Annotated in this window: 19 protein-coding genes; 9 read left to right on the forward strand and 10 right to left on the reverse strand. The window is 48.3% G+C overall.

The genetic code is table 11. The features are described from left to right. The first annotated feature begins 57 nt into the window (after nucleotides 1-57). Complete coding sequence (locus BUR42_RS00625; protein ID WP_084185248.1) at nucleotides 58-1281, forward strand: DUF6807 domain-containing protein; 1224 nt, start codon at nucleotides 58-60, stop codon at nucleotides 1279-1281. Here the strand turns inward: BUR42_RS00625 and BUR42_RS00630 are convergent. The 4 genes from BUR42_RS00630 to BUR42_RS00645 form a co-directional block, all read right to left on the reverse strand. Next, nucleotides 1245-2030, reverse strand: coding sequence for a polysaccharide deacetylase family protein (locus tag BUR42_RS00630; RefSeq protein WP_074237235.1), 786 nt, complete (start codon nucleotides 2028-2030; stop codon nucleotides 1245-1247). The genes BUR42_RS00625 and BUR42_RS00630 overlap by 37 nt on opposite strands. A 1-nt stretch (nucleotide 2031) precedes the next feature. Next, nucleotides 2032-2811, reverse strand: coding sequence for a glycosyltransferase (locus BUR42_RS00635; RefSeq protein ID WP_074237237.1), 780 nt, complete (start codon nucleotides 2809-2811; stop codon nucleotides 2032-2034). Nucleotides 2812-2820: 9 nt separating this feature from the next. Beyond that, on the reverse strand, nucleotides 2821-3984 hold the full coding sequence (locus BUR42_RS00640; RefSeq protein WP_074237239.1) for a glycosyltransferase family 87 protein: 1164 nt from the start codon (nucleotides 3982-3984) through the stop codon (nucleotides 2821-2823). Between the two features lie 146 nt (nucleotides 3985-4130). Then, nucleotides 4131-5486, reverse strand: coding sequence for an NAD-dependent succinate-semialdehyde dehydrogenase (locus BUR42_RS00645; protein WP_074237241.1), 1356 nt, complete (start codon nucleotides 5484-5486; stop codon nucleotides 4131-4133). A gap of 65 nt (nucleotides 5487-5551) precedes the next feature. On the opposite strand from BUR42_RS00645, the gene BUR42_RS00650 reads away from it, so the two are divergent. Next, nucleotides 5552-6727: an MFS transporter gene (locus tag BUR42_RS00650; protein WP_074237243.1), complete on the forward strand. Its 1176-nt coding sequence runs from the start codon at nucleotides 5552-5554 to the stop codon at nucleotides 6725-6727. A 17-nt stretch (nucleotides 6728-6744) separates the two neighbouring features. Here BUR42_RS00650 and pyk read toward each other — a convergent pair whose 3' ends face one another. Continuing rightward, nucleotides 6745-8235, reverse strand: a complete 1491-nt coding sequence (gene pyk, locus BUR42_RS00655) for a pyruvate kinase (RefSeq protein WP_084185252.1) — start codon at nucleotides 8233-8235, stop codon at nucleotides 6745-6747. A 10-nt stretch (nucleotides 8236-8245) separates the two neighbouring features. Then, on the reverse strand, nucleotides 8246-9226 hold the full coding sequence (gene pfkA, locus BUR42_RS00660; RefSeq protein WP_074237245.1) for a 6-phosphofructokinase: 981 nt from the start codon (nucleotides 9224-9226) through the stop codon (nucleotides 8246-8248). Between the two features lie 142 nt (nucleotides 9227-9368). Here pfkA and BUR42_RS00665 point away from each other — a divergent pair, with 142 nt between their 5' ends. Further along, nucleotides 9369-11498 carry a prolyl oligopeptidase family serine peptidase gene (locus BUR42_RS00665; protein ID WP_084185254.1) on the forward strand — a complete coding sequence of 710 codons (2130 nt, stop codon included), beginning with the start codon at nucleotides 9369-9371 and terminating at the stop codon, nucleotides 11496-11498. A 64-nt stretch (nucleotides 11499-11562) separates the two neighbouring features. Beyond that, nucleotides 11563-12468: an SDR family oxidoreductase gene (locus tag BUR42_RS00670; protein ID WP_234979582.1), complete on the forward strand. Its 906-nt coding sequence runs from the start codon at nucleotides 11563-11565 to the stop codon at nucleotides 12466-12468. 65 nt (nucleotides 12469-12533) lie between these two features. Here the strand turns inward: BUR42_RS00670 and BUR42_RS00675 are convergent, their stop codons facing one another. The 3 genes from BUR42_RS00675 to BUR42_RS00685 are packed head-to-tail and all read right to left on the reverse strand — an operon-like array spanning nucleotide 12534 to nucleotide 18223. Further along, nucleotides 12534-13454: an HU domain-containing protein gene (locus tag BUR42_RS00675; protein ID WP_074237247.1), complete on the reverse strand. Its 921-nt coding sequence runs from the start codon at nucleotides 13452-13454 to the stop codon at nucleotides 12534-12536. 34 nt (nucleotides 13455-13488) lie between these two features. Further along, complete coding sequence (locus tag BUR42_RS00680; protein WP_074237248.1) at nucleotides 13489-15135, reverse strand: TonB-dependent receptor; 1647 nt, start codon at nucleotides 15133-15135, stop codon at nucleotides 13489-13491. Nucleotides 15136-15154: 19 nt separating this feature from the next. After that, nucleotides 15155-18223 carry a tetratricopeptide repeat protein gene (locus tag BUR42_RS00685; RefSeq protein ID WP_084185256.1) on the reverse strand — a complete coding sequence of 1023 codons (3069 nt, stop codon included), beginning with the start codon at nucleotides 18221-18223 and terminating at the stop codon, nucleotides 15155-15157. Nucleotides 18224-18542: 319 nt separating this feature from the next. Here BUR42_RS00685 and BUR42_RS00690 point away from each other — a divergent pair, with 319 nt between their 5' ends. The 4 genes from BUR42_RS00690 (at nucleotide 18543) to BUR42_RS00705 (ending at nucleotide 22084) form a co-directional block, all read left to right on the forward strand. After that, nucleotides 18543-18953 (forward strand): DoxX family protein, encoded by a 411-nt coding sequence (locus BUR42_RS00690; RefSeq protein WP_074237252.1) that lies wholly within the window; start codon nucleotides 18543-18545, stop codon nucleotides 18951-18953. Between the two features lie 87 nt (nucleotides 18954-19040). Then, the gene (locus BUR42_RS00695; protein ID WP_074237254.1) at nucleotides 19041-19448 is read left to right on the forward strand and encodes an acyl-CoA thioesterase; all 408 of its coding nucleotides are present in this window, start codon (nucleotides 19041-19043) and stop codon (nucleotides 19446-19448) included. Between the two features lie 21 nt (nucleotides 19449-19469). Next, nucleotides 19470-20717, forward strand: a complete 1248-nt coding sequence (locus BUR42_RS00700) for a CinA family nicotinamide mononucleotide deamidase-related protein (protein ID WP_074237256.1) — start codon at nucleotides 19470-19472, stop codon at nucleotides 20715-20717. A 50-nt stretch (nucleotides 20718-20767) separates the two neighbouring features. Beyond that, on the forward strand, nucleotides 20768-22084 hold the full coding sequence (locus BUR42_RS00705; protein ID WP_074237257.1) for a dihydrolipoamide acetyltransferase family protein: 1317 nt from the start codon (nucleotides 20768-20770) through the stop codon (nucleotides 22082-22084). Between the two features lie 157 nt (nucleotides 22085-22241). Here BUR42_RS00705 and BUR42_RS00710 read toward each other — a convergent pair whose 3' ends face one another. After that, the gene (locus tag BUR42_RS00710) at nucleotides 22242-22571 is read right to left on the reverse strand and encodes an RNA recognition motif domain-containing protein (protein WP_074237259.1); all 330 of its coding nucleotides are present in this window, start codon (nucleotides 22569-22571) and stop codon (nucleotides 22242-22244) included. A gap of 247 nt (nucleotides 22572-22818) precedes the next feature. Here BUR42_RS00710 and BUR42_RS00715 point away from each other — a divergent pair, with 247 nt between their 5' ends. Next, the gene (locus tag BUR42_RS00715) at nucleotides 22819-23538 is read left to right on the forward strand and encodes a hypothetical protein (protein ID WP_074240364.1); all 720 of its coding nucleotides are present in this window, start codon (nucleotides 22819-22821) and stop codon (nucleotides 23536-23538) included. Nucleotides 23539-23548 lie beyond the last annotated feature (10 nt).

Raw genomic sequence — 23548 nt, forward strand, 5'->3', positions numbered from 1 at the left:
AGGTTATTAAATGTAAATGGGAATGAGTAATTTACTTCATATTCAATCGATTTCCATATGAGATACCCACGTTATGTGTTATTACTGGTTTTGCTTATGAGCACCTTATTTTCACAAGCACAGCTGCTTGGCCGCATCACTGTTAAAGCAGGGCAATATGCGCGGCATAATACGATTATCCGTGTTGCACTGCCGCAATTCCATATTCAATTGATGTCTGCCGAGTTATTAAATGTTGAAGGGGGGAAGAAGATCGTTACCCCGGTACAAATGGAGGGAGAGCATACTATTGTATGGAGACTGGAAGGAGATCTGCCGGCAGGAGCAGAGCGCGTGTATGAACTTTGGTCGAAGAAGGACTATGATCGTGTTGCTAAAGTAACGGTGCGTACAACAAATACCGCTTATATTGTTGAAAAGGATAACAAACCGGTACTGCAATACAACTATGCGGTAATGGAACCACCGGCAGGCGTGGATACCGCTTTCAGGAGGAGTGGTTTTATTCATCCTGCATATACGCCTTCCGGGAAAGTGCTCACCAATATCCATCCCAAAGATCACTATCATCACTTCGGTATCTGGAACCCATGGACGGATACGAAATTTGAAAACGATACGGTGGATTTCTGGAACCTGAAAAAATTATCAGGTACGGTGCGTTTTTCCCAACCTGCGCGTACAATGAATGGAAAGGTATTTGGCGGTTTCCTGGTAACGCAGCAACACGTGGTGCTGAGCAAACCGGAAAAGACTGCGATGGTGGAGTTCCTGGAGGTACTGGCGTATGATGGAAAAGATAAGGAGCAGGTTTGGGATTATAATTCCAGGTTACGTTGTGCGGGCAAATCCCCGATAACATTATTGGAATACAGGTACGGAGGAGGTTTTGCCATCAGGGGAGCAGGTGAATGGAATAATGAGAACAGCGCGGTGCTTACTTCTGAGGGAAAGACCCGTAAAGATGCAGACAATACCCATGCCCGCTGGTTCAAGATCGCGGGCGCATTGAACGGAGGTAAAGGAGGTTTGCTGGTACTATCGGCGCCGGATAATTTTAACTCCCCGCAGCCGGTACGTATATGGCCGGAGAAAGATCAGAATGGCCAGGTGTTTGCGATGTTCAGTCCTACTAAAGACCGTGAATGGGTATTAACCCCCGGTAATGAATACCCGCAGAAATACCGGGTGATCACTTTTGATGGCGACCTTACCACTGCACAGGCGGAAGCTTACTATAACGATTATGCTTTTCCGCCGGAGTGTACTTTCTCTAAATAATCACTGTGTGATATAAATTCTCCCCTGGCACTGAGATAAGCTAAAAAGCGCCGCATCTTGTTATGCATCTTTGTGCCGGAAACACTTTTCACTACCAAAGGTAGCTTGTAGGAGCTAAGGTCTTCCAGTTCCCAGGGGTGGAAGTAGAAAGAAAAATAGTCTTCTTTCTGCAGGATCCTGCGGCTGCAATACCGCGTGAACCATAAAGGGAAGTTCTTCACGCTTAACCAGAACACCGGTAACCTTAAACGGGGTGTAACGGAAGAAGGCATCACCCATAATGCTTCTTTGCGATGCACATAACGGGGTTGTTTGCGGTTATTGTAGCGCCCGGGGATCCAGGTTGGGTTGAGGGAAGCATCATAAGTATAACCGGCCTTTTCGAGGGATTCCATATTCACTGGTTTCAGACGCGGCATACGGAAGCCTTTTACCTTCTGCCCACTGATATATTCCAGTTCATTCCGTGAATCCAAAAGATCTGTTTCTTCAAAAACATCATGGTAAAAAGCATGAGAGGCGATCTCATGTTTGGCTGCCATGCGTTTTACCATGTCAGGAAAATTCTGTGCCCAGTAAGCAGTGATGAAAAAAGTAGCGCGGATGTTCAGTTCCTCGAACAGCGTCATCGTTTTCACTACGCCGCGATAGGATACGAGCAGCTTCTCCTGTAAGGGGATCTTCTGCCCGTATTCTTCCGGAATATCAAATTCCTCTACGTCTACGCTGATCAGTATTTTATTTTTCATCTTAACTCACAATGAGGATGGCCATGAAGTTAACGAATTCCCGCAGCAATACTTTTGATCTGAATTCAGAGAAGCAGATGCCTGGCCTGCAAACGATCGGTATGGTACGGATCTTCAGGGATTTGTTCTTTCCTGCGCGGTGAACAAATTCACTGTCGTATAAAAAGCCATTAATGCGTGTGGCCAGGAATTCCCTGCGGCCTTTGCTGTTGAATCCTTTCAGCCCTGCCTGTGCATCTGCTACCGGCAAATGCAATAAGTAACGGTTCATGAAGCGGTTTACCGTGGTGATCATTTTCCGTTTACGGGGCAGCAGTTTTACATACTGTTCACCACGGATACCGGCCACCACATCTGATCCATGCAGCAATTGCTCAAAGGCCTGCTTTACAGCTTTTACGCCGAAAGGGAAATCAAAGTCTGTACATACCTGGTAATCGCCGGTGGCAATGGCTACGCCTAAACGAACGGCATATCCTTTTCCGCGGTTCACGGGATGATTGATGATGCGCACGCCGGGAATGCCCTCTGCCAGTTGGCGAAGATGAGCGTTGGTGACGTTGCGCACGGAGCCATCATTCACAAGGATCAGCTGGATCCCTGTTTCCGGCATCATGTCCTGTAGTTCCCAATAATCTGTGACCATCTGCGCTACCCATCCTTCCGGAGGGTTGCAGCAGGGGATCACCAGGTCGAGATAATGTGTTACCCTGTTGCTTTGAATCGTTAGGTTGTTAATCTGAACAGGGAACGTAGTAGGTTCTGGTGTTGCTAGTTGCATAGTTAGTTGTTAGGTTACATGTGCTTCAACATGTTGTTTGATCATCATCCCTGTGCGCCATTGTAAGTAAAGCAGCACAGCAAAACACGGTAGGGCTTTCACGCGATAATTAACGGCGATCACGTTGATCGCTTTCGGAACGAAGTCCGTTGGACACAGGCAGGTGACCACAAAAGTGGTGCAGAGTAAAATGGTGGTCCATTTGTTATAAGGGAGCAGGAGTAAACCCATCCCTACGCCGGTAACGGCCATGATATAGGTAGGTGATTCGGTGCTTTGATTGAATATTACGATCCATATGAGCAGGTAAGCGGCAGTAAGCCATGGTGTGATGGCATACCTTCTTATCAAACCTGTGGTGAATATAGCCGCCAGGCCTGCGAGGGCCGCCAGCAGAAAGATGGTATCATCCACCCGCCATATGGTATGCAGGAAACCCAGCAGGGAACCATCTTCTTTTATGGTACTGCTGGTGAGCAGTTCTACCCAGGAAATGTAATAACCGGTAAGTGTTTCCGGTGATACAAAAAGTAAAGGCAGCAGGGTACCTGCAATGCCAAACAAAAGGCAATACTGTATGTAATGCCATTTCTTTGGATAGAAAAGGAATACCAAACCTATCACTGCGCCGTAACCTTTGATAAAGAAAGTAAGGCAGGTGAAGAATGCCGCTCTGCCCGGATTGCCTTTATCCAGGTGTACTACGGTGAGCAGCATAAAGGCCGTCATGGCGGGGTTGGTCTGTGAGGATTGCAGGGCATTGCCTAATTCCAGTAGCAGGAACCAGAAAAGCGCTGTGCGGGCATTGCCGCTAAGGGGGATTTTACTGAGCGCATAGAGGAAAATGCCGGTGCTGAAAAGAAGCCACAGGAGCAAACCCATCTGCTGCGGGAATATTGCGAAAGGAGAAAAGAGAACAGGGAAACTCGGGTGATAAAGAAAGTAGTCGAAATACTCACCATTGTACAGATCATACAGCGGTAAACCTGCGGTGAGGTGCCGCCAGGAACTGCGAAAAATGATGAAGTTATTATATCTGCCTGTGAACACGGATTGCAGGTACAAGCCCACGGCCACAAGTAAGTATATAATTACTATGCTGGAGGTGGAATGCCACCATCCCCGCCGGCCAGTTTCCATGGAAGAAACCGCCGATCCGGCTACGTTATGCATGATGTTAGGTTAAATGAGCACGTTTAATATATACGTGACTACGATATATAGACGCCAAAGGTAAAACTTACCCCCATTTATTGCATATAATTTCTCAAAATACAACGTTCGTTTAACGTTGCTGAGCCAGAGGGTGTTACATAGCTTTACTGGATATAAACGGTTTTTATATTAAGGAATTCGTGCACGCCTTCCAGTGATAATTCCCTGCCGTGACCGGAAAGCTTTACACCGCCAAAAGGCAGCCTTGCATCGGAACGTACCATGGCATTGATGAATACATTACCACTATCTATGAGTGTGGCGAGGCGCGCGGCTTTTTCTATGTCCTTCGTCCAGAGGGAGGCGCCTAAGCCAAAGGGTGTTTGATTGGCCAGGCGGATGGCGGCACCTTCATCATTGGCTGTGATGATGGTTGCCAGCGGGCCGAAGGTTTCTTCTTCAAAAGCAGCCATACCGGGCTGCACGCCGGTTAATAATGCAGGTGTGAAATTGCAGCCGTCCTGCTCGCCGCCTGCCAGTAACTGGGCGCCCTGTTCTATGCTTTTATCCATCTGCCGGCCCAGCTCTTCTGCCAGGTCCGGGCGTGCCATAGGGCCGGTATCTGTATCTGCTGCAAAGGGATCTCCCTGCTTTAAGGAAGTGATGAGGGACTGCACCTGCTGGGTGAAATCATCTGCAATGGCTTTATCCACGATCCAACGTTTGGCTGCAATGCAGGACTGCCCGGCGTTTTGCATACGTGCTTTCACGGCGGTCTTTGCTGCCTCTGCAAGATTGGCATCTTTCAATACAATGAAAGGATCGCTGCCGCCCAGCTCCAGCACAGTTTTCTTGATGTATTTACCGGCCAGCTGCGCAACACTCATGCCGGCAGGCGTGCTGCCGGTAATGGTTACGCCCTGTATGCGGTTGTCGCCGATAATAGGTTCTATGTCTTTGGAAGAAACAAGCAGGGCCTGAAAAGTGCCTTCCGGGAAACCGGCTTCGCGGAATACTTTTTCCATGGCAAGTCCGCAGCCGCTTACATTACTGGCATGTTTCAGCACTACGGTATTGCCCGCGAGTATATTGGGAATGGCAAAGCGGAACACCTGCCAGTAGGGAAAGTTCCAGGGCATGATAGCTAGCACGATGCCTTTCGGTTCAAAGGCTGCATAACTTTTCTTCGCATCTGAAGGAATGATGCGGGGTTGCAGCATGGCGCCGATATTGGCGGTATAATATTCTGCGGTAGCAGCACATTTCAATACTTCTGCTTTGGCCTCTTTTAAGGTTTTGCCCATTTCCCGCGTAATGAGCGTGGCGTGTTCCGTTACCTGGTCTTTGAGCAGGGTGGCTGCCTTTACCATCCATTCCGATCGTTGTTCGAGGGTTGCCTGTTTCAGGGCGGCAAATGCCTTCCAGCCCTGCTGCAATTTCTTCTCCAGTTCCTCTTTTGTATGGGCAGGATATTCTGCAATGGTTTCCTGCGTATACGGATATATGCTTTTGAACGTCATGTTATAAAGTTAAGGATTTTACGGGGGCGGTACACTTGTTACAAAAGGCATAACTTTGCAGCCTTATGTCGTCGTTAAGTAAATGGAATATAGCCATCATGGCGCTGTGTACGGGCCTGATCGTAGCTAATATATATTACTGCCAGCCACTGGTGGTTTTGATCAGCAGGGAGTTTGATGTATCAGAGAGTAATGCCGGGCAGGTAACCTTCTTTACGCAGATCGGGTATGCATTGGGGTTATTGTTCTGTGTGCCCCTGGGCGATAAGCTGGAACGTAAGAAGCAGATCCTGTTCATGACGGGTGCAGCAGTAGCGGCACTCTGTGCGGCGGCCCTTTCCGTTAATATCGGCATGCTCAAGATCACGGGGCTGATCATCGGTTTTACTTCCATCGTACCGCAACTGATCCTGCCGCTGGCAGCCAGCCTGGCAGCGCCGGAACGCCGTGGTAAGGTGATCGGTGTGATCATGAGCGGATTGCTGATAGGCATCCTTTTATCCAGAACATTAAGCGGTATCATCGGCCAGCATTTCGGCTGGCGGGCCATGTTCTGGATTGCAGGAGCAATGACCTTTGTGATGATGATAACGATCCTGTTCACATTCCCGCAAAGTAAACCTTCCTTTAACGGCAGTTACGGTGCATTGATGCGTTCTGTATTCACCCTTATCCGGGATCAGCCTTTGTTAAGAGAGGCCTCCACCATTAATGCCTGCGCTTTTGGTGTTTTCGGGCTGTTCTGGACCACTTCCGTATTCCTCTTATCCAATCCTCCCTACAACTTTGGCAGCGACGTAATAGGTCTTATGGGGCTGGCAGCGGCAACCGGTGCGCTGGGTGCTCCGCTGATCGGGCGCATTGCAGATAAAAAGAACCCGCGTATTGCTATCGGGTATGGTATTGCCTGCATCCTGGCAGGATATATCATCTTCTGGTTCTTCCGTAATTCCCTGGTGGGTGTGATCATTGGTATTGTGTTGCTGGACCTGGGTTTACAGGGTGTGCATGTATCCAATCAAACAAGGGTTTATGCGCTGTTGCCGGAAGCACGTAACCGGATGAACACCGTATACATGACGATGAGCTTTATCGGTACTTCGCTGGGTTCAGGTATTGGCCTGCTGGTGTGGGATATCAATAAATGGGCAGGTGTTTGCCTGGCCGGGGTGGGGATCACGTTTATCGCGATATTGATCTATGGTATTACTTATAAAAAAGAAAAGGCTGTCGTTTTGTGACAGCCTTTTCTTTTTTATTATTCAGGTACTCTTGTAATCTTCAGCATGTTGGTGGGTAAGTGTTCCGCGATTGGCGTACTACCAGTGTTCACCACTACATCATTTCCTTTGATGAACTTCCTTTCACGCAGGATGTTGATCTGATCAGAGAAGATATCGTCCAGGCTTTCTTCTTCCGCATAGTGGAAGGCACGTACACCCCAGCTGAGGCTCAGCTGGTTTACCAGCGTGCGCTCTTTAGTGAATACATACAGCGGAGATTTAGGGCGGTAGCTGGACAGCATGAAGCCGGTGTAACCGGACTGCGTCATACCGATCAGGCCATCTGCTTCCAGGTCTTCTGCGATCTTACAGGCGTTGTAGCACAGTGCATCGCTGAGGAAGGTAGGAGAGTGGCGGTGAGGGATCAGGTTACGGTTGTAGATGATCTCTTCTTTCTCTACTTCACCGATGATCTTACGCATGGTTTGGATCACCAGGGTAGGGTGCATACCGGTAGCGGTTTCACCACTCAGCATCACTGCATCTGCGCCTTCCAGTACCGCGTTGGCCACGTCAGTGATCTCACTGCGGTTAGGGCGGGAGCGGTCTATCATGCTTTCCATCATTTGTGTAGCCACAATAACGGGCTTGGCACGGTGGATACATTTGCGGATAATATCTTTCTGGATCATCGGGATCATTTCAACAGGCAGTTCCACACCCAGGTCACCACGGGCGATCATTACGCCATCGCTTTCCCAGATGATCTCTTTCAGGTTCTGGATCGCTTCCGGTTTCTCGATCTTGGAGATGATCTTCATTTTGGAATTACGTTCTTTCAGGCGTTTGCGCAGGAGGCCAAGGTCTTTTACGTTACGCACAAAAGAAAGGGCCACCCAGTCGCACTCCTGGTCGATGATGAATTCCAGGTCTACCACGTCTTTTTCTGTCAATGCCGGCAGGGAAACTTTAGTATCAGGCAGGTTGAAGCCTTTTTTGGAAGAGAGTACGCCACCCAGCAATACTTCCGCTTTGATCTCATGCTGTGGTGTTACTTCTCTAACGATCGTTTCAATCTTACCATCGTCCAGGAGGATCTTCTGGCCGGGACGAACATCTTTATGCAGGTCGTGGTAAGAAACATAGATACGCTCCATGGTTCCTACGCATTTTTCGTTTACGAAGGTGAGGATGTCTCCGGCTTTCAGCGGCAGTGCATTATTTTCAATGTCCCCTACACGCAGTTTGGGTCCCTGCAGGTCTGCCAGGATGGCTACGTTGTAAGGTTCAGTTTTGTTGATTTGGCGGATGTACCCGATGATCCTCAGCTTATCCTCATGGCTGCCATGGGAAAAGTTTAGGCGGAATACGTTCACTCCGGCTTTTACGAGTTCCAATAATTTCTCATAGGTATCGCATGCTGGTCCTACGGTGGCTACAATCTTCGTTTTTTGCTTAGAATGCGCCAAAGCGGCTTCGTTATCCATACTACTGTGGAAGTATTTGGACAGATCTTTTGTACTCATAGACGTTTATTTAACTCGCAAGAATTTTGACAATCTTAAACCATTCCGCATCGATCTTCTGTTTAGCTTTTACGGCTTTATCGAGCGGGGTGTACTGAATTTTATTGTTGACGATACCGATCATTACGTTGTTATTGCCTTCGATGAGGGCGTCCACGGCGGCATACCCCATTCTGCTGGCAATGAGCCGGTCTATACAGGTGGGTGATCCGCCACGCTGGATGTGCCCGAGGATGCAAACGCGGGTATCCAGTTGCGGCATTCTTTCTTTTACGTGACGGGCTACTTCGTTGGCACCGCCAAACTCATCTCCTTCGGCTACCACAATGAGGTTCACCATTTTGCTGCGGCGTTCGTTGGCCAGCAGCTGATCGATCACGTCGTCAATATCTGTTTTGCGCTCAGGGATGAGGATGTGTTCCGCACCGGTGGCAATACCGCTGTGGAGGGCAATGTAACCGGCATCGCGGCCCATTACTTCTATGATGAAGAGGCGGTCGTGTGCGTCCGCAGTGTCCCTGATCTTGTCGATCGCTTCTACCGCAGTGTTCACCGCCGTGTCGAAACCGATGGTGAAATCGGTACCGGCAATATCTTTATCGATTGTTCCGGGAAGACCAATGCAGGGAATATCAAATTCCTGGCTGAATTTCTGTGCGCCTTTGAAAGAGCCGTCTCCCCCGATCACCACCAGCCCGTCTATCCCGAACTTCTTAAGGTTCTCGTAGGCTTTTTTACGGCCTGCTGCTTCATAGAATTCCTTGCAACGCGCAGTTTTAAGGATAGTGCCGCCACGTTGAATGATGTTGGCCACTGATTTGGATTCCATAGGAAAGATGTCGCCGGTGAGCATACCCCGGTAACCATACATCACGCCGTATACATTCAAACCATGGTAATTTCCCGTCCTTACTACCGCCCTTACGGCTGCGTTCATACCCGGAGCATCGCCCCCGGATGTAAGAACTGCGATGTTGTTCACTTTTTTCATAGTAATTTGCCTAAAATTGGTCCTTTAAAAGGGCGCACAAAATTAACTTTTTTTAATAGTTTTCTATCAGATATTCTATGAATTAACCTAAAAGTTTAAAATTAATCAAATAAGAGGCAGACTTTTTTTAAAAAACATATGTATGTCTAAAATTAACCATAAGCATGTTGCCATGAGTGTAATGATGACTTTTACGGCGGGCAGTTTGGCAGCACAGCAGAACGCTCCATTAGTTTATCCCGTTACCAAAAAAGTAGACACGGTAGATGATTACCACGGGAAAAAGATCGCAGACCCTTACCGCTGGCTGGAAGATGACCATAGCGCAGAAACAAAGGAATGGGTAGATGCACAGAATAAAGTGACGCAGGATTACCTGGCCACCATCCCTTTCCGGGGTAAAATAAAACAACGCCTGGAGGCTTTATGGAACTATCCCCGGTACGGATCTCCCTTCCGCGAGGGCCAATATTATTATTTTTATAAGAACGACGGTTTGCAGAACCAGGCTGTTCTGTATCGCCAGTTAGGGCTGGATGGCGCCCCTGAGGTGTTCATTGATCCCAATAAGCTCTCTGATAAGGGCACTGCCGCCCTGGGCAGCCTTAGTTTTTCCAAAGATGGCAAATACCTGGCCTACCTGGTGGCCAAAGCAGGGTCAGACTGGCAGGAAGCCTTTGTAATGGATGTGGCTACCAAACAACTGCTGGGCGACCGGCTGGATTGGATCAAATTCTCCGGTCTTTCCTGGAAGGGAGACGGTTTTTACTATAGCCGCTACGATAAACCGGACGAAAAGAGCAAACTCTCCAAAAAGAACGAGTTCCATAAAGTGTATTACCACAAAATGGGCACCACGCAGGAGCAGGATGAGCTGATCTACGTGGATAAAGAACATCCTTTGCGTAATGCCGGCGTGGGTTTAACGGAAGACGAACGTTTCCTGATCCTCAGCACTACAGAAGGCACCAGCGGCCGCGAACTCTGGTATCGCGATCTGCAGGATGCTGCCCAGAAGGATTTTGCCCTGCTGGTGAAAGGCTTTGATTATGATCCCGGTGTAATTGAAAATGTGGGGGACAAACTGCTGATGCGCACCAACCACGATGCACCTAATTTCAAAGTAGTACTGGTAGACCCTAAGCATCCCGCTAAAGAAAACTGGAAAGTGGTGATCCCTGAACAAAAAGAGGTATTGCTGGGCGTAGGTACGGCAGGAGGCAGGCTGTTTGCCAATTACCTGAAAGATGCTTCCTCCCGGATCGAGCAATACGACTTCAGCGGTAAGCTGGAACGCAGCATCACCCTGCCGGGTATTGGTACTGCAGGAGGTTTTGGTGGAAAGGCAGAGGATAAAACCCTCTTCTATACCTTCACTTCCTATATAGCACCGCCTACTATCTATAAATATGATATCCAGTCCGGCGCATCCGAAGTTTTCCGTAAAACAGAGGTAAAGTTCAACCCGGCTGATTATGAAACAAAACAGGTGTTCTTTACCAGTAAGGATGGTACCAAAGTACCGATGTTCCTCTCTTATAAGAAGGGGATCAGGCAGGATGGCAAAAATCCGGTACTGTTGTATGGTTATGGCGGATTCAATATTCCTTCCACGCCTTCCTTCTCTGTTTCCAACCTCTTCTTTATGGAACAGGGGGGCATTTATGCAGTGGTAAACCTCCGCGGCGGTAATGAATATGGTGAAGCATGGCACAAAGGCGGTATGCTGGATAAGAAGCAGAATGTGTTTGACGATTTCATTGGTGCGGCAGAATACCTGATCAGCACTAAATATACTGTTCCCGGTAAACTGGCCATCCGTGGAGGATCTAACGGTGGATTGCTGGTTGGTGCCTGTATGACGCAGCGCCCGGACCTGTTCAAGGTAGCTTTGCCTGCCGTGGGTGTACTGGATATGTTACGTTACCAGAAATTCACCATCGGCTGGGCATGGGCAGTGGAATATGGTTCCAGTGAAAAACCGGACCAGTTCCAGTACCTGGTGAAATACTCGCCGCTGCATAACCTGAAAAAGGGTACGCAATATCCTGCTACCCTCATCACTACAGCTGATCATGACGACCGTGTGGTACCTGCGCACTCATTCAAGTTTGCTTCTGCACTGCAGGAGGCGCATAAAGGCAGCAACCCGGTATTGATCCGCGTGGAAACGCAGGCAGGGCATGGGGCTGGTAAACCTACCTCTAAACTGATAGAAGAGGCTACGGACATCTGGGCCTTTGTGATGTATAACCTGGGTATGAAGATGTAAATAAATTTAAAAGAAAGACGCCGCGTAATACTATGTTGTTACGCGGCGTTTTTAGTATATTAACATGATGAAAGTATTAATCACAGGGAGCAACGGGCTCCTGGGGCAATACCTGGTAGAACTCCTTTCCAGCTTACCGGCATACGAAGTAATTGCTACGGGCAGAGGCGCCAACCGGCTACGGATGCAAAAAGGCTATCAATATGAATCTGTAAACCTGGCAGATGAATCTGCCGTAAAAAGATTAATAGAAAGAACGGCCCCTGATGTGATCATTCATGCCGGCGCCATGACGCAGGCGGATGACTGTGAACGCAGTAAAGATGCCTGCTGGATGGTGAATGTAACGGCTACACGTTACCTGCTGCAGGGTGCAGAGAAAGCAGGTGCTTTCTTCCTGTTCCTTTCCACAGACTTTGTTTTTGATGGTCTCAGCGGCCCATACAAAGAAGAGGATGCCGTGAATCCTGTGAATTATTACGGTGCCAGCAAGGTGGCGGCGGAACGCATTGTAAAACAGGCGAAAGTTCCCTGGGCCATTGCAAGAACAGTACTCGTATATGGCGTGGCCGACGATCCCCGCCGCAGCAATATCATTACCTGGGTAAAAAGTAACCTGGAACAAAAGAAGAAACTGAAGGTGGTAAATGACCAGTGGCGTACCCCTACACTGGTACAGGACCTGGCGGAAGGATGTAAACGCATCATCGATAAAAAAGCAGAAGGCATCTTTCACCTGTCAGGAAAAGATATGCTTACCCCTTATGATATGGCCATGCAGGTGGCTAATTACCTCAACCTGGACACGAAGTTGTTTGAGAAGGTAGATGCTTCCAGTTTTAAACAACCCGCACAAAGACCTGCAAAAACAGGGTTTGTGATCGATAAGGCAGAGCGCGAGCTGGGATTTGCGCCGCGTAGTTTTGAAGAAGGATTGAAGCTGGTGATAGAACAATTGCCTGAGAAGTGATGAAGCCGGAACGGTGCGCTATAAATTCTAATAAAAAAGGCCGGTCAAACTGAGACCGGCCTTTTTTATTCTTCTATGCGGATGGCACTTTTCGGTACTTTGAACCGGTGCTCCACGGAATCTTTTGCCATGGTAGTATCTGCCGGTAAGGTCCGGAAAGGTACAGCCAGGTTATATGTAGCGGAATCTTTGGCAGTGAACATAACCACTTCATTTTGTTCCCACCTGATCCGTTTTTCATACATTTTCTGTGCTTCGCCCTGGGTCCTGAAGGTCTGGAACACTACATAGTAATTGATAGAATCACTTACCGGTTCAGGTTGCATAGCGGGCAGGGAATCTGTTACAGGTGCAATGGCCTGCTGGCTGGTGGTATCTTTCTCCGCAGGTACGATTGAAGCAGACTGCCATTCATCTTTCAGCAGGTAGATAGCTATGCCCCCTGCGATCAGGAGCAGGGGCACTATTACCCACCACCATCTGAAACGGCCCTGGCTTTCAAACTCTTCGGGTATGGCAGACATGTGTTCCACTACTTCGTGATTCACCACTTCTGTAGTGCCCTGCAATACCTTGGGGGCAGATTCAGGCCGTAATACCTGCTGCAGCGCAATGGGCTGCCAGGCATCCGGTAATTCCTGGGGGGTAAAGCGGATCTGTCCGAAAGGGTCCAGCCGGAGGGAACCCACACCCGGCAGATCGATGGGCTGGCCGGTTTGCAGGCTTTCCCTGAATTGTTGCAGGTACTTGTCCAGCTTGAGGGAAGCTACGGCATCCACGAGGTTTTCTTTTTGCGAGATCCAGTGCAGGCAGGAGCCATCATCTTCCCAGCGGGTATCAAAGTTCACTTGCTGGCGGGGAGGTGTTAACACCTGGTCCACCACGGAAAAGTGAGCGGGGATATGCTGAATAGTAAAGGTGCCCACCTGCGGAACAGAGCAGGATTGCTGTTTGAAAAGTACTTCTGTGATGTATTGCTGTAGCATTGCGGCCAGGTCAGTTTGAGTGCAAGTTTACGATTTAAAACTTAATCGTTATACCACCCAGTACGTTTAACCCGTAGGATTGATACCCGTACCACCGCTGGTACTTGGAATTGAACAGGTTATTGGCGTTCAGCCAGATATTGAAATTCTTACCGATATCGAAGGTGGCACCTGCGTTCAGGTCCTGTACAGACTTCGTTTTGGCGAAGTACCCGGTGGGCAGTACATAATAACTGCCGTTGAGGGTGAACAGGTTGGCATTCAGGTGCAGCTTTTTGGCGATGGTGTATTGTGCGTACAGGTTAGCCTGGAAGGGTTGCACATGCCAGGGTTTCAGTTCGGTCTTCTGTTTGGTGAAGTTGAACCAATCCAATGCAAGGCGCACCTGGAACTTTTCTTCCTGCTGGTAACCTACTTCAACATGCGCCTGGAAAGCACGCAGCTCTTCCTCATTACGCATGTAGAACTTCTTACCATCTATGGAGTCGTTCACGAAGAGTGGCAGGTCGTACCAGGTAACAGCGGCAAACTTGGTGTTATAAGTAAGGTGGCTGCCCAGCGTTCCTTTGATACCCGTGTACTTTTCTTCCACACGTGTGTTCCTGATCCCAACAGGGTATTTTTCGATGAAGGGATTTTTGTTGGCCAGGTTGCGGAAATTGTTCTTGTCTATATAAGAGATCCAGCCACTGCTCAGGATGAGTTTTTTACGGATCAGGTGTGATTCGTTCACGATGTCCGGCAGGAGGTAGAACTTATCGTTTGTCCATGTAGGGTTCACACCGGCATGGAGCATAAAGCCCGGCTTGGTTACCTCTACGGCAGGGTGAACGGCCGCTACGTTGTTATTGATCTGTTCGTTATTGTCCTCTTTAAAATTGCTGAGGTCCAGCAAACCTTCTGCCCTGAACCAGATATCTTCAAACAATTGCTTGCGCACAGGTGCTTTCAGTACAAAGGTGTTTTCCATGCGTTTGTAGGAATCGCCGAATACAATGAACTCTGCCTGCGGCTGGAACTGGAATGCCCAGTCGTTCTGCGGCCGGTTCTTAGCGCCTACTTTGGCAATCACTTCATTAAAGCCCTGTTTTACATCGCCTTTGCTAAAGGTATAAAGGCTGTGGTCATACCCGTAGTAATGCACCTGGTTGCGGTTGTAACCAAGGCTGGCATTGAATTCAAAAAGAGGGGAGAAGTAGGTGCCGGAGCCCAGTACATTGATATTGGTGTAGTCCTGGTTTTCGATATCTCCCTGTGAGGAGGTGTAATTAAAGTAGAGGCCGAGGTTGTATTTATCAGCCCTGCCTGTACCAAAACCTGCCTGTACCAGCGGGGTCTGGAAATTCCCGTAGCCCAGTTTTATATAGTTATTCTGCAGTTGCAGGGAAGAAGTATCCTTTCCTAAAGCCAGTGGGCGGATGGGCACGGGCTGATACATAAAGTAGAGGTTCAGCGCAGGCACCTGGTAGCCCAGCTTGGGCCGTGTGGTATCCACGGAAGGTAAGGAGGCGGTAAGGTTCAGCTTGGCCGCATCCCGCAGTTTAGGCTGGTATTTGGAAATGATGTCGATCGTTTCCTGTTTGAGTGTGTCTTTCTTCTGAGCCGTGGCAGCCTGTTGTATGAGTAAACCTGCGCCAAGTGCCAGGAAGAATTTCGTTGTATGTTGAATGGTAAGATTCATATGCGTTAGATGCTATAAATTATTTGATCTTGGAACCTGCTTTTTCTTCTGCTTCTGCTTTGGCCAGTTTGTCTTTGGCTTCTGCCTTCAGCTCAGGGATCGGACAGTTTTCCGCAATGCTCTGGAAGGTAGCTTTTGCGTTGAAGTAATCTTTCTGGCGGGCGTATACATCTCCTAAGAGAATGTAGGCTTTAGCTGTCCAGAATTCGTAAGAAGAAGTATTCTTGATCACATCAAAGCCTGCCTTTTCCGCAGCAGCCAGATCATTTTTCAGGAAGTAACAGTTGGCGATGCCGTAACGTGCTTCTGCTCCTATTTCTGATTTGGTGAGCCCGGCGGCTATTTTATATTCATTGATGGCTTCGTCGTACTGTTGCTTTTCCTGCTGCGCTTTACCAAGGTAGAAGTGACCGATGATCTGGTCGTCTGTACTGATATTGCTGGCGGATAACAATTGTTCTGCCTGGATGCTCACATCATCCCAGCTCTTCAGCTGGTAATTGCTCCGCAGTAACCCGCGGTTGGCAGCGAGTGTGTTTTCTTTGTTGGTGGAAAGGCCCAGCAATTGCTGATAGTATTCTTTTGCTTTGGCATAATTCTTCACCTGGTAATAGTTCAGGTAAGCAGCCTGTAAAGCAGAGCGTTCCGCAAACGGGCTGGCACCACGGGTGAGTACGAATTCGTAAGCAGGTAATGCGTTGGTGTAATCTTTATTGTTATAGAGGCATTCTGCTTTATAGAAGCTGGCCTGTAAAGCAAACTGGCCATTCGGATATTTCTGCAGGTAGTTGGTAAAGGCTGTGATGGCTCCGGCATAGTCTGCATTGCTGAAGCGGGTTTCAGCAGCGGCGTAGGTGATGGAATCTTCTGCGGAAGCAGATACGGATTTGCCGGATGCTTTCAGCAGGGCCAGGTAATCGTCTGTTTTGCCTTGTTCTACATAGATGGTGCGGATGCTTTGCAATGCTTCATTGGCTTCTGTGGAGTTCGGGAATTTCTCTACCACCTGGCGGAAGTATTGCAGCGCGGTATTATCCTGGTTGGTATTGAAATAAGCAAGGCCGAGCTTCACCAGTGCTTTGGGAGCATTAGGCCCGTTCGGTTGCTTTTGCAGTACGTTCTTGAGATAAGGGATGGCTTCATTGAAACGTTCATCGCTCAGGTAGGTATCGGCAATTTCCATTTCAGATTCATTCGTGAAGTTGGAGCCGGGATAACTGGTGGCCAGTTGTTTCAGCAGGGCCAGTTTATCGTTGTGTTTACCCTGGATACCAAGGATGATGCTTTTCTGGTAAGTGGCGTAATCGGCGCCGGGTTCGTTGGCATTGATGATCCGGTCGTACAATGCGGTGGCTTTGGCAAAGTCGCGCAGCATATAGTAGCAATCTGCAGCCCGTAGTACGGCATCGTTGGTGATGCGCCCTGCATTGGGCCCGCTGGCCCGCTGTGCAGATTCAAAATAAGGTAAGGCCGTGGCGTATTGTTCTTTTTTCAGCAGGCTGTATCCCATGTTATAGCTGGCCGTTTGTGTATTGGCTTCGCCGGAAACAGGGGTGTTGCCTGCATCAAAATAAGCCTGCAGGCTGTTGATGGCTTTGTCTGTATTGTTCTGGCGCAATGCTATTTCTGCTTTCCAGAACTGGGCCAGCTGGCTGATCTGTTTATCGTATGGATTGGCCAGGGCAATATCCAGCAGGCGGTCTGCTTCTGCCAGCTGCTGGTCGTTCACTAACTGTGTGGCGCGGCCGTAGGCTACTTTCTGATAAGCTTTTAATACGGCAGGGCTCTTTTCCGGCAACTGTTCCAGGATAGCGATGGCCTCTTTGTAGTTATTGGTATTGGCAAACAGCTGCACGAGTATTTCGCGGGCCTCTTTGTTGTATTCGGAGCGGGGGTAATTGTTCACGAAGGTGGTCAGCTCCGTGATCGCCGCATCCTGGTAACCTAATTCAAAAGAGAGTTTGCCATAGTTGAAACGGGATATTTCCTGTTGCTTCGGGTTGGAGCTGTTGCGCGCGCAGAAGGCAAATGCATTCCTTGCATTGGCTTTCTGGCCGGTGCGGAGGTAACAGTCACCCAGCAGGTACATGGAGTTCTGACCCAGGGAGTCTTTTTCACTGCTCAGCTGTTTAAAACCTTTGATGGCCTTATCCAGGTTTGCGGTCTGGTAGTAAGCATAGGAAAGCTGGTATACATCTTCCTTCCTTATTTCGTCCGCATTCTCCTGGTATTCCTCCAGGTAGGGCAGTGCTTTTGGATAGTCCTTCTTTTCAAAATAAGCCTGGCCTACCAGTTGCTTCAGTTCCGCTTCATAGTAAACGTTCCCTTTGCGGATCAATGGTTCTGCGTAAGAGATCAGCTGATCTTTTTTACCCTGGAAGTAGTAGATCTCTGCAATATAGTAAGGCACCACCGCATCATATTTCGGATCGCCGGTTACACGTTTGAAGCTGTTGAGGGCAGCGTCGTACTGTTTATTGTAATAGGAGATAAAGCCGTAGTAATAGTTGGCGGGGATGTAATATTTGTTCTGGATTTCTTTGATGGAGGCAAAAAGCGGTTGTGCTTTTTTGAAATCCTTTACATTGAAGTAGCAATAGGCCAGCTCGAATTTGGCATCGGCAATATCTTCATTGGAAAGGTTGTCGATACTGGCGGCTTCATAATAAGGGATGGCTTCCGTGAACTTGTTCCGATGGAAATAGAACCGGGCCAGCTGATAGCTCACCATTTGTTCCCGGGCGCTGTTGTTGAAGTTTTTGATAAAAGCCAGCGCCTTCTTCTCCGCGTCTTCATTCTGCAATTTCAGGGCGCACATGGCATAATAGTAATGTGCGTCCGTATTCACGAGGGAACGGTTGGTTTCCTGGAAATAGCTGATATCGTCTATTGTTCTCTTGAACAATTGCATGGAAATGGCATATTTCCCGTCGCGGTACAATTGCTGTGCTTCCTTGAAAGTTTTATCCGGCTCAGTGTAAATGCGTGTTTGCTGCGCGTGGACGGCGGCGGATCCTGCGATCCCTGCCATGAGGAAGAATACATGCAAAGGTGGAAGAGAGAAGTTCTTTCGAGTGAATAGCTTCATGCTGTATGTTATTTCGAGTATTATTTTGTTTAAAACGGTTTCAGATTGAAATTATTTCAAAAGCAAGACAGTGCCGGATTTTCAGGCCCCTGCTCCCGAATGCTAAACTTGGCAATAGATTGAGGTTGACAAACTTGGCAAATATATATTTTTATAGTTTTTAACCCCCTTGCAGGTTATCTACCCTATGTGGATAAACTATTGAGTGTGGATAACTATTTAGTGATCATATATATTAGATTCTATCTAAATTTGAGCACAAATCCTGTATTTTTAAAAAAGCTGTTATACTTAACAAGAATCAAACCAATTATCTACTATGAAAAAACTCTTATCTGCCCGTTTCAGTAATGGCCAAGTTAATTTAACACTGCTGATCCTGCGTGTTGGTTTTGGTGCGATGGTAATGCTTCGTCATGGCTGGCCTAAGTTAAAAGGGTTTTCCACCTATGCCAGCCAGTTCGCTGATCCGTTCGGCATTGGTAAAACCGCTTCACTGGGATTAACGGTATTTGCGGAATTCTTCTGCGGGGCCTTGCTGGTGCTTGGTTTGCTGACACGCCTTGCTACCGTTCCTTTGATCATTTGTTTTAGTGTGATCGTTTTCATGATCCATAAAGCAGATGGTATGGAGAAACAGGAGTTTCCCATTCTTTTCCTGTTAGCCTTTGTTGCCATCCTGATCTCAGGCCCTGGTAAGTATTCTATAGACGGAGCGATCGGTAACTAAACCGGAAAAAATAAAAAGTAAAAAGGGAATTTGTTGGTGGTAGTAGGAATATCCTACATTTACACCTTCAATTTCCCTTTTTGCATTATGTACAGTACTACGATAGATATTCGCGTTCGTTATGGCGAAACAGACCAGATGGGTTATCTCTACTACGGAAATTATGCATTGTATTATGAAGTAGGCCGTACCGATGCTATCCGCCAGCTGGGCTTTACTTATAAAGAACTGGAAGATCAGGGTGTGATCATGCCGGTAGCGGAATTGCAGGTGAAGTACCTGCGCCCTGCTTATTATGATGATGTGATCACAGTGAAAACCACCCTGAAAGAATTAACAACCAATCATAAGATCCAGTTCCACTCAGAGTTATATAATCAGAAGGGAGAGTTGTTGAATGTGGGCGTTACAACACTGGCCATCATCGATGCCAAAAACAACACGCGCATGACGCTGCCTGAAGTTATGAGAGAGAAACTGGCGGTATATTTCTAAGCAATACAAAATCACATCAGCATGGAAAAGATCTACGCCAGCCTCATCACCATCGGAGATGAGTTGCTGATAGGCCAGACCATTGATACCAATTCCGCCTGGATGGCACAGCGGCTGAACGAGATAGGCATCTGGATCCAGAGAAGGGTAGCCGTGGGAGACGACAAAGCTGCTATCATCAAAGCGCTGGAAGAAGAAGGAAAGAATTCCCGGATCGTGCTTATTACCGGCGGTTTGGGACCAACGGCAGACGATATCACCAAACCGGTGCTTTGCGAATATTTTGGGGGCAAACTGGTACAGGATGAAGCGGCTTTACAGAACGTGCTGCAATTGTCTGCCATGCGCGGGCTGCCTGTGCTGCAACGGAACCTGGACCAGGCGCTGGTGCCGGACGTAGCGACTATCATACAGAATAAAAGAGGGTCTGCACCCGGCATGTGGTTTGAAAAGGGAGGAAGTATCTATGTATCTATGCCCGGTGTGCCGCATGAAATGAAAGGCATTATGGAGCATGATGTGACAGGCATGCTGCAGGCCCGTTTTGAAACACCTGCACTGCTGCATCATACATTGATCACGGCAGGTATGGGAGAGTCCTTTGTGGCAGAGCGGATCATGGATTTTGAAAACAATCTGCCCAAACATATCAAGCTGGCTTACCTGCCTAATTACGGGTTACTAAAACTGCGGCTCACGAGTATTTCCCCGGATAAACAATCTGCTGCAAACGAGCTGCAGCACGCCTTCGATACCCTGAAGTCCCTCGTGGGAGACATCCTCGTAGCAGAAAAAGATGTTACCATGGGAGAGGTGTTGGGAGAAGTACTGAAAGCAAAAAAGCTGAAGGTAGGTACAGCGGAGAGCTGCACCGGCGGCAAGATTGCCAGCCTGATCACAGCCATTCCCGGCAGTTCTGCCTATTTTAACGGCAGCGTGGTAGCGTACTCCTACGAAGTGAAACAGCATGTATTGGGTGTGCAGGCGGAAACATTGGAGAAACATGGTGCCGTAAGTGAAAAAACAGTGCGGGAAATGGCAGAAGGCGCATTGCGGGTATTAGACGTAGATTGCGTAATGGCAGTGTCTGGTATTATGGGGCCGGATGGGGGAACGGAGGAAAAACCGGTGGGATCTGTATGGATTGCTGTAGGTGGCAAAGGGAAGATCGTTACCAAACTGCACCGTTTCCGTTACGACCGTGCCCGGAATATTGATATGACCTGTGTGGCTGCCATGAACGAATTGCGGAAATGGCTGGAACTTTAATTTACCTTATTTTTGTCCTCTACTAAAAAATAAAACACTAAAACACTTTTATGGCAATAGTCGAACTGGTGATGCCCAAAATGGGAGAAAGCATAATGGAAGCTACGATCCTGCGTTGGCACAAGAAGCCCGGTGATAAGGTGAAGTTAGATGAAACGGTGCTGGAGATAGCAACTGATAAAGTGGACAGTGAGGTGCCTTCCATTGCGGAAGGGGAGATCACCGAGGTCCTTTTTAATGAAAACGATGTGGTGCCCGTAGGTACTGTGATTGCACGTGTGCAGACAGCAGCAGGTGCTGCCGTGGCTGCTTCCCCTGCTACGCCATCCCCGGCGGCTGCAGCTCCCAAAGTTGTTACCGACTCGCATTTCCAGACAGCGCCTGCCCGTGCAGAAGCAGTTGCGCCTGTTTCCGGAGAAGCACGTTTTTATTCTCCTCTTGTACTCACTATTGCCCAACAGGAAGGCGTGAATTTCGCAGAACTGGAAAAGATCCCCGGTTCCGGAACTGAAGGCCGTGTTACCAAGAACGACATACTCGACTATATCGCTAACCGCAGCAATTCTACCTCCACACATATCCAGGAACCGGAAGTGGTAAGGGAAGCTCCAAGGCAGCAGGAAGTAGCTACAGTACCTGCTTCCAACAGCTATGGCGGTAATGTGGAGATCATTGAGATGGACCGCATGCGTAAACTGATTGCTGAGCATATGGTGCGCAGCGTACATACCAGCCCGCATGTGACCAGTTTTGCCGAAGCCGATGTTACCAATATGGTACGCTGGCGCGAACAGGTGAAGAAGGATTTTGAAAAACGCGAGGGAGAGAAGATCACCTTTATGCCTTTGTTTGTGGAAGCAGTGGTGAAATGCATTAAGAAGTTCCCGCTGGTGAACTGCTCACTGGATGGAGATAAGATCATCCTCAAGAAAGATATCAATATTGGTATGGCCGCAGCCCTGCCAAGCGGAAACCTCATAGTGCCGGTGATCCGCAATGCGGATACACTGAACCTGGTAGGCCTTACCAAACAGGTGAACCAGCTGGCCAATGCAGCCCGCCAGAACCGCCTGAAACCGGAGGATACGCAGAACGGCACCTTTACCATCACCAACGTAGGTACTTTTGGCAGCCTTACCGGTACGCCGATCATTAACCAGCCGCAGGTAGCTATCCTGGCGGTAGGGGCTATCAAGAAACGCCCGGTAGTGGTAGAAACGCCCCAGGGCGACTCTATCGCCATCCGCCATATGATGTACCTTTCCATGTCCTACGACCACCGGATCGTGGATGGTTCGCTGGGTTCTACCTTCCTGAGCGCCGTGGCGCATGAGATGGAGAATTTTGATCCAGGCAAAGAATACTAAGCATAATTGAAAAAGCCCCGATGTTCCGGGGCTTTTTTTTAGCCTGTTTTGGCTTTAATGAGGTAAGGGGTTCAGCGATACCTTTTCATGGCATTAAAGGGCAAAAAAAAGGCCTCCATGCCGGAAGCCTTTTATTGCGTCGATGAGTAATTTAGTATTAGTAACGACCACGGCCACCGCCGCCACCGTATCCACCACCGCCACCACGGTTTCCACCACCTCTGTTTCCACCACCGCCATTGGCTTGTTTAGGACGAGCTTCGTTCACCATCAGTTGCTTGCCTTCCACTTCACTACCGTTCAGACTCTCCATCGCTTTAGTTCCTTCTTCCTGGTTTGCCATTTCTACAAATCCGAAACCACGTGAACGACCGGTTTCATGATCTTTGATGATTTTTGCAGAGGTAACTGTCCCGAATTCGCTAAAGATTTGGTGAAGGTCCTCATCGTTCAACCTGTAGTGCAGGTTGGCTACGTAGATGTTCATGATAAAAAAATTAAAAAATGAAAAATAATATTGAAGTTAAGGAATTAACTGAATAAAAAAAATGCTCCCTTGTTTTTTCAATGTTTTGCCTTATGGGAGGGGTATGGCGGAATAGCATCAACCATTGTACAGCAAAGGGTTAGGGGCCTTATATAATGACCATAAATATGTGACCCCGGGGCTTTTGATGCTAGATATTAAAGTTTTTCGTAACTTCAATAAGGGCCGATCTAAACGGCCGAAAGCTATGAAGGCATTGAGTGAGACGTGGTTCGCAGAAGGATTTATAGATTTCGAATTAAAGAAATATACCCTTCTCGCCTACCTCCAGGAGATTAACCGTTACTTTAACGAGAACAAGCTATACCCGCAACTGAGCGATGTGATCTTCCATTACAATAACCTGCTGGCATTCAAAGAGAACAAACAGTTCCTCCGGCAGCAGTTCCCCAAACAGCTTACAGCCGTGAATTTAGAGCGTTTGCAACTGCTGTATGAACAGATGATCGCAGACGATGAAATGATGGAAGAACTGGAGAGCATTATGCAGTTTGCCCTGCTCAAAATGAACCGTACGATCAAGGAAGGCGCGGAGATCTATGATTTTGTGGAAGAGAAGCTGAACATAATGCCGGTAGGGATCATTCCGCTGGATATCCAGGAAGGGTATATGCTGTTGTGCGACGGGAAGTTCAGCGATACGGAAGTATATCAGTACCGCCTGACGATCTTTGAAAGGCATGATGAAAAGTACAGGGGCATTCATACCAAACATATCGGCACCTATATCCGCAGCCTGGCACATACTTATCAGAGCATCAAATCAGACCTGATCCGCCATCGCAGGGAGTTGCCCAATCCTGCGGTGTATACGATACAAACGGAACTGGTGTTCCCGGTGCAGGAAACATTGCTGCCGGTGGCGAAACGCTGTTTGGTGAAGTATATTACGGCAAACAGGGCGTAGAGGAGTTGAA

Source organism: Chitinophaga niabensis, assembly GCF_900129465.1.
Classification (GTDB): Bacteria; Bacteroidota; Bacteroidia; order Chitinophagales; family Chitinophagaceae; genus Chitinophaga; species Chitinophaga niabensis.

Bases quoted from the DNA above. Each gene is read 5' to 3' on its own strand.
- BUR42_RS00640 (WP_074237239.1), bottom strand. From the start codon at position 3,984: ATGCATAACGTAGCCGGATCGGCGGTTTCTTCCATGGAAACTGGCCGG.
- BUR42_RS00705 (WP_074237257.1), top strand. From the start codon at position 20,768: ATGGCAATAGTCGAACTGGTGATGCCCAAAATGGGAGAAAGCATAATG.
- BUR42_RS00650 (WP_074237243.1), top strand. From the start codon at position 5,552: ATGTCGTCGTTAAGTAAATGGAATATAGCCATCATGGCGCTGTGTACG.
- BUR42_RS00635 (WP_074237237.1), bottom strand. From the start codon at position 2,811: ATGCAACTAGCAACACCAGAACCTACTACGTTCCCTGTTCAGATTAAC.
- BUR42_RS00670 (WP_234979582.1), top strand. From the start codon at position 11,563: ATGATGAAAGTATTAATCACAGGGAGCAACGGGCTCCTGGGGCAATAC.
- BUR42_RS00645 (WP_074237241.1), bottom strand. From the start codon at position 5,486: ATGACGTTCAAAAGCATATATCCGTATACGCAGGAAACCATTGCAGAA.
- BUR42_RS00695 (WP_074237254.1), top strand. From the start codon at position 19,041: ATGTACAGTACTACGATAGATATTCGCGTTCGTTATGGCGAAACAGAC.
- pfkA (WP_074237245.1), bottom strand. From the start codon at position 9,226: ATGAAAAAAGTGAACAACATCGCAGTTCTTACATCCGGGGGCGATGCT.
- BUR42_RS00665 (WP_084185254.1), top strand. From the start codon at position 9,369: ATGTCTAAAATTAACCATAAGCATGTTGCCATGAGTGTAATGATGACT.
- BUR42_RS00680 (WP_074237248.1), bottom strand. From the start codon at position 15,135: ATGAATCTTACCATTCAACATACAACGAAATTCTTCCTGGCACTTGGC.
- BUR42_RS00710 (WP_074237259.1), bottom strand. From the start codon at position 22,571: ATGAACATCTACGTAGCCAACCTGCACTACAGGTTGAACGATGAGGAC.
- BUR42_RS00700 (WP_074237256.1), top strand. From the start codon at position 19,470: ATGGAAAAGATCTACGCCAGCCTCATCACCATCGGAGATGAGTTGCTG.
- BUR42_RS00630 (WP_074237235.1), bottom strand. From the start codon at position 2,030: ATGAAAAATAAAATACTGATCAGCGTAGACGTAGAGGAATTTGATATT.
- pyk (WP_084185252.1), bottom strand. From the start codon at position 8,235: ATGAGTACAAAAGATCTGTCCAAATACTTCCACAGTAGTATGGATAAC.
- BUR42_RS00625 (WP_084185248.1), top strand. From the start codon at position 58: ATGAGATACCCACGTTATGTGTTATTACTGGTTTTGCTTATGAGCACC.
- BUR42_RS00675 (WP_074237247.1), bottom strand. From the start codon at position 13,454: ATGCTACAGCAATACATCACAGAAGTACTTTTCAAACAGCAATCCTGC.
- BUR42_RS00685 (WP_084185256.1), bottom strand. From the start codon at position 18,223: ATGAAGCTATTCACTCGAAAGAACTTCTCTCTTCCACCTTTGCATGTA.
- BUR42_RS00690 (WP_074237252.1), top strand. From the start codon at position 18,543: ATGAAAAAACTCTTATCTGCCCGTTTCAGTAATGGCCAAGTTAATTTA.
- BUR42_RS00715 (WP_074240364.1), top strand. From the start codon at position 22,819: ATGAAGGCATTGAGTGAGACGTGGTTCGCAGAAGGATTTATAGATTTC.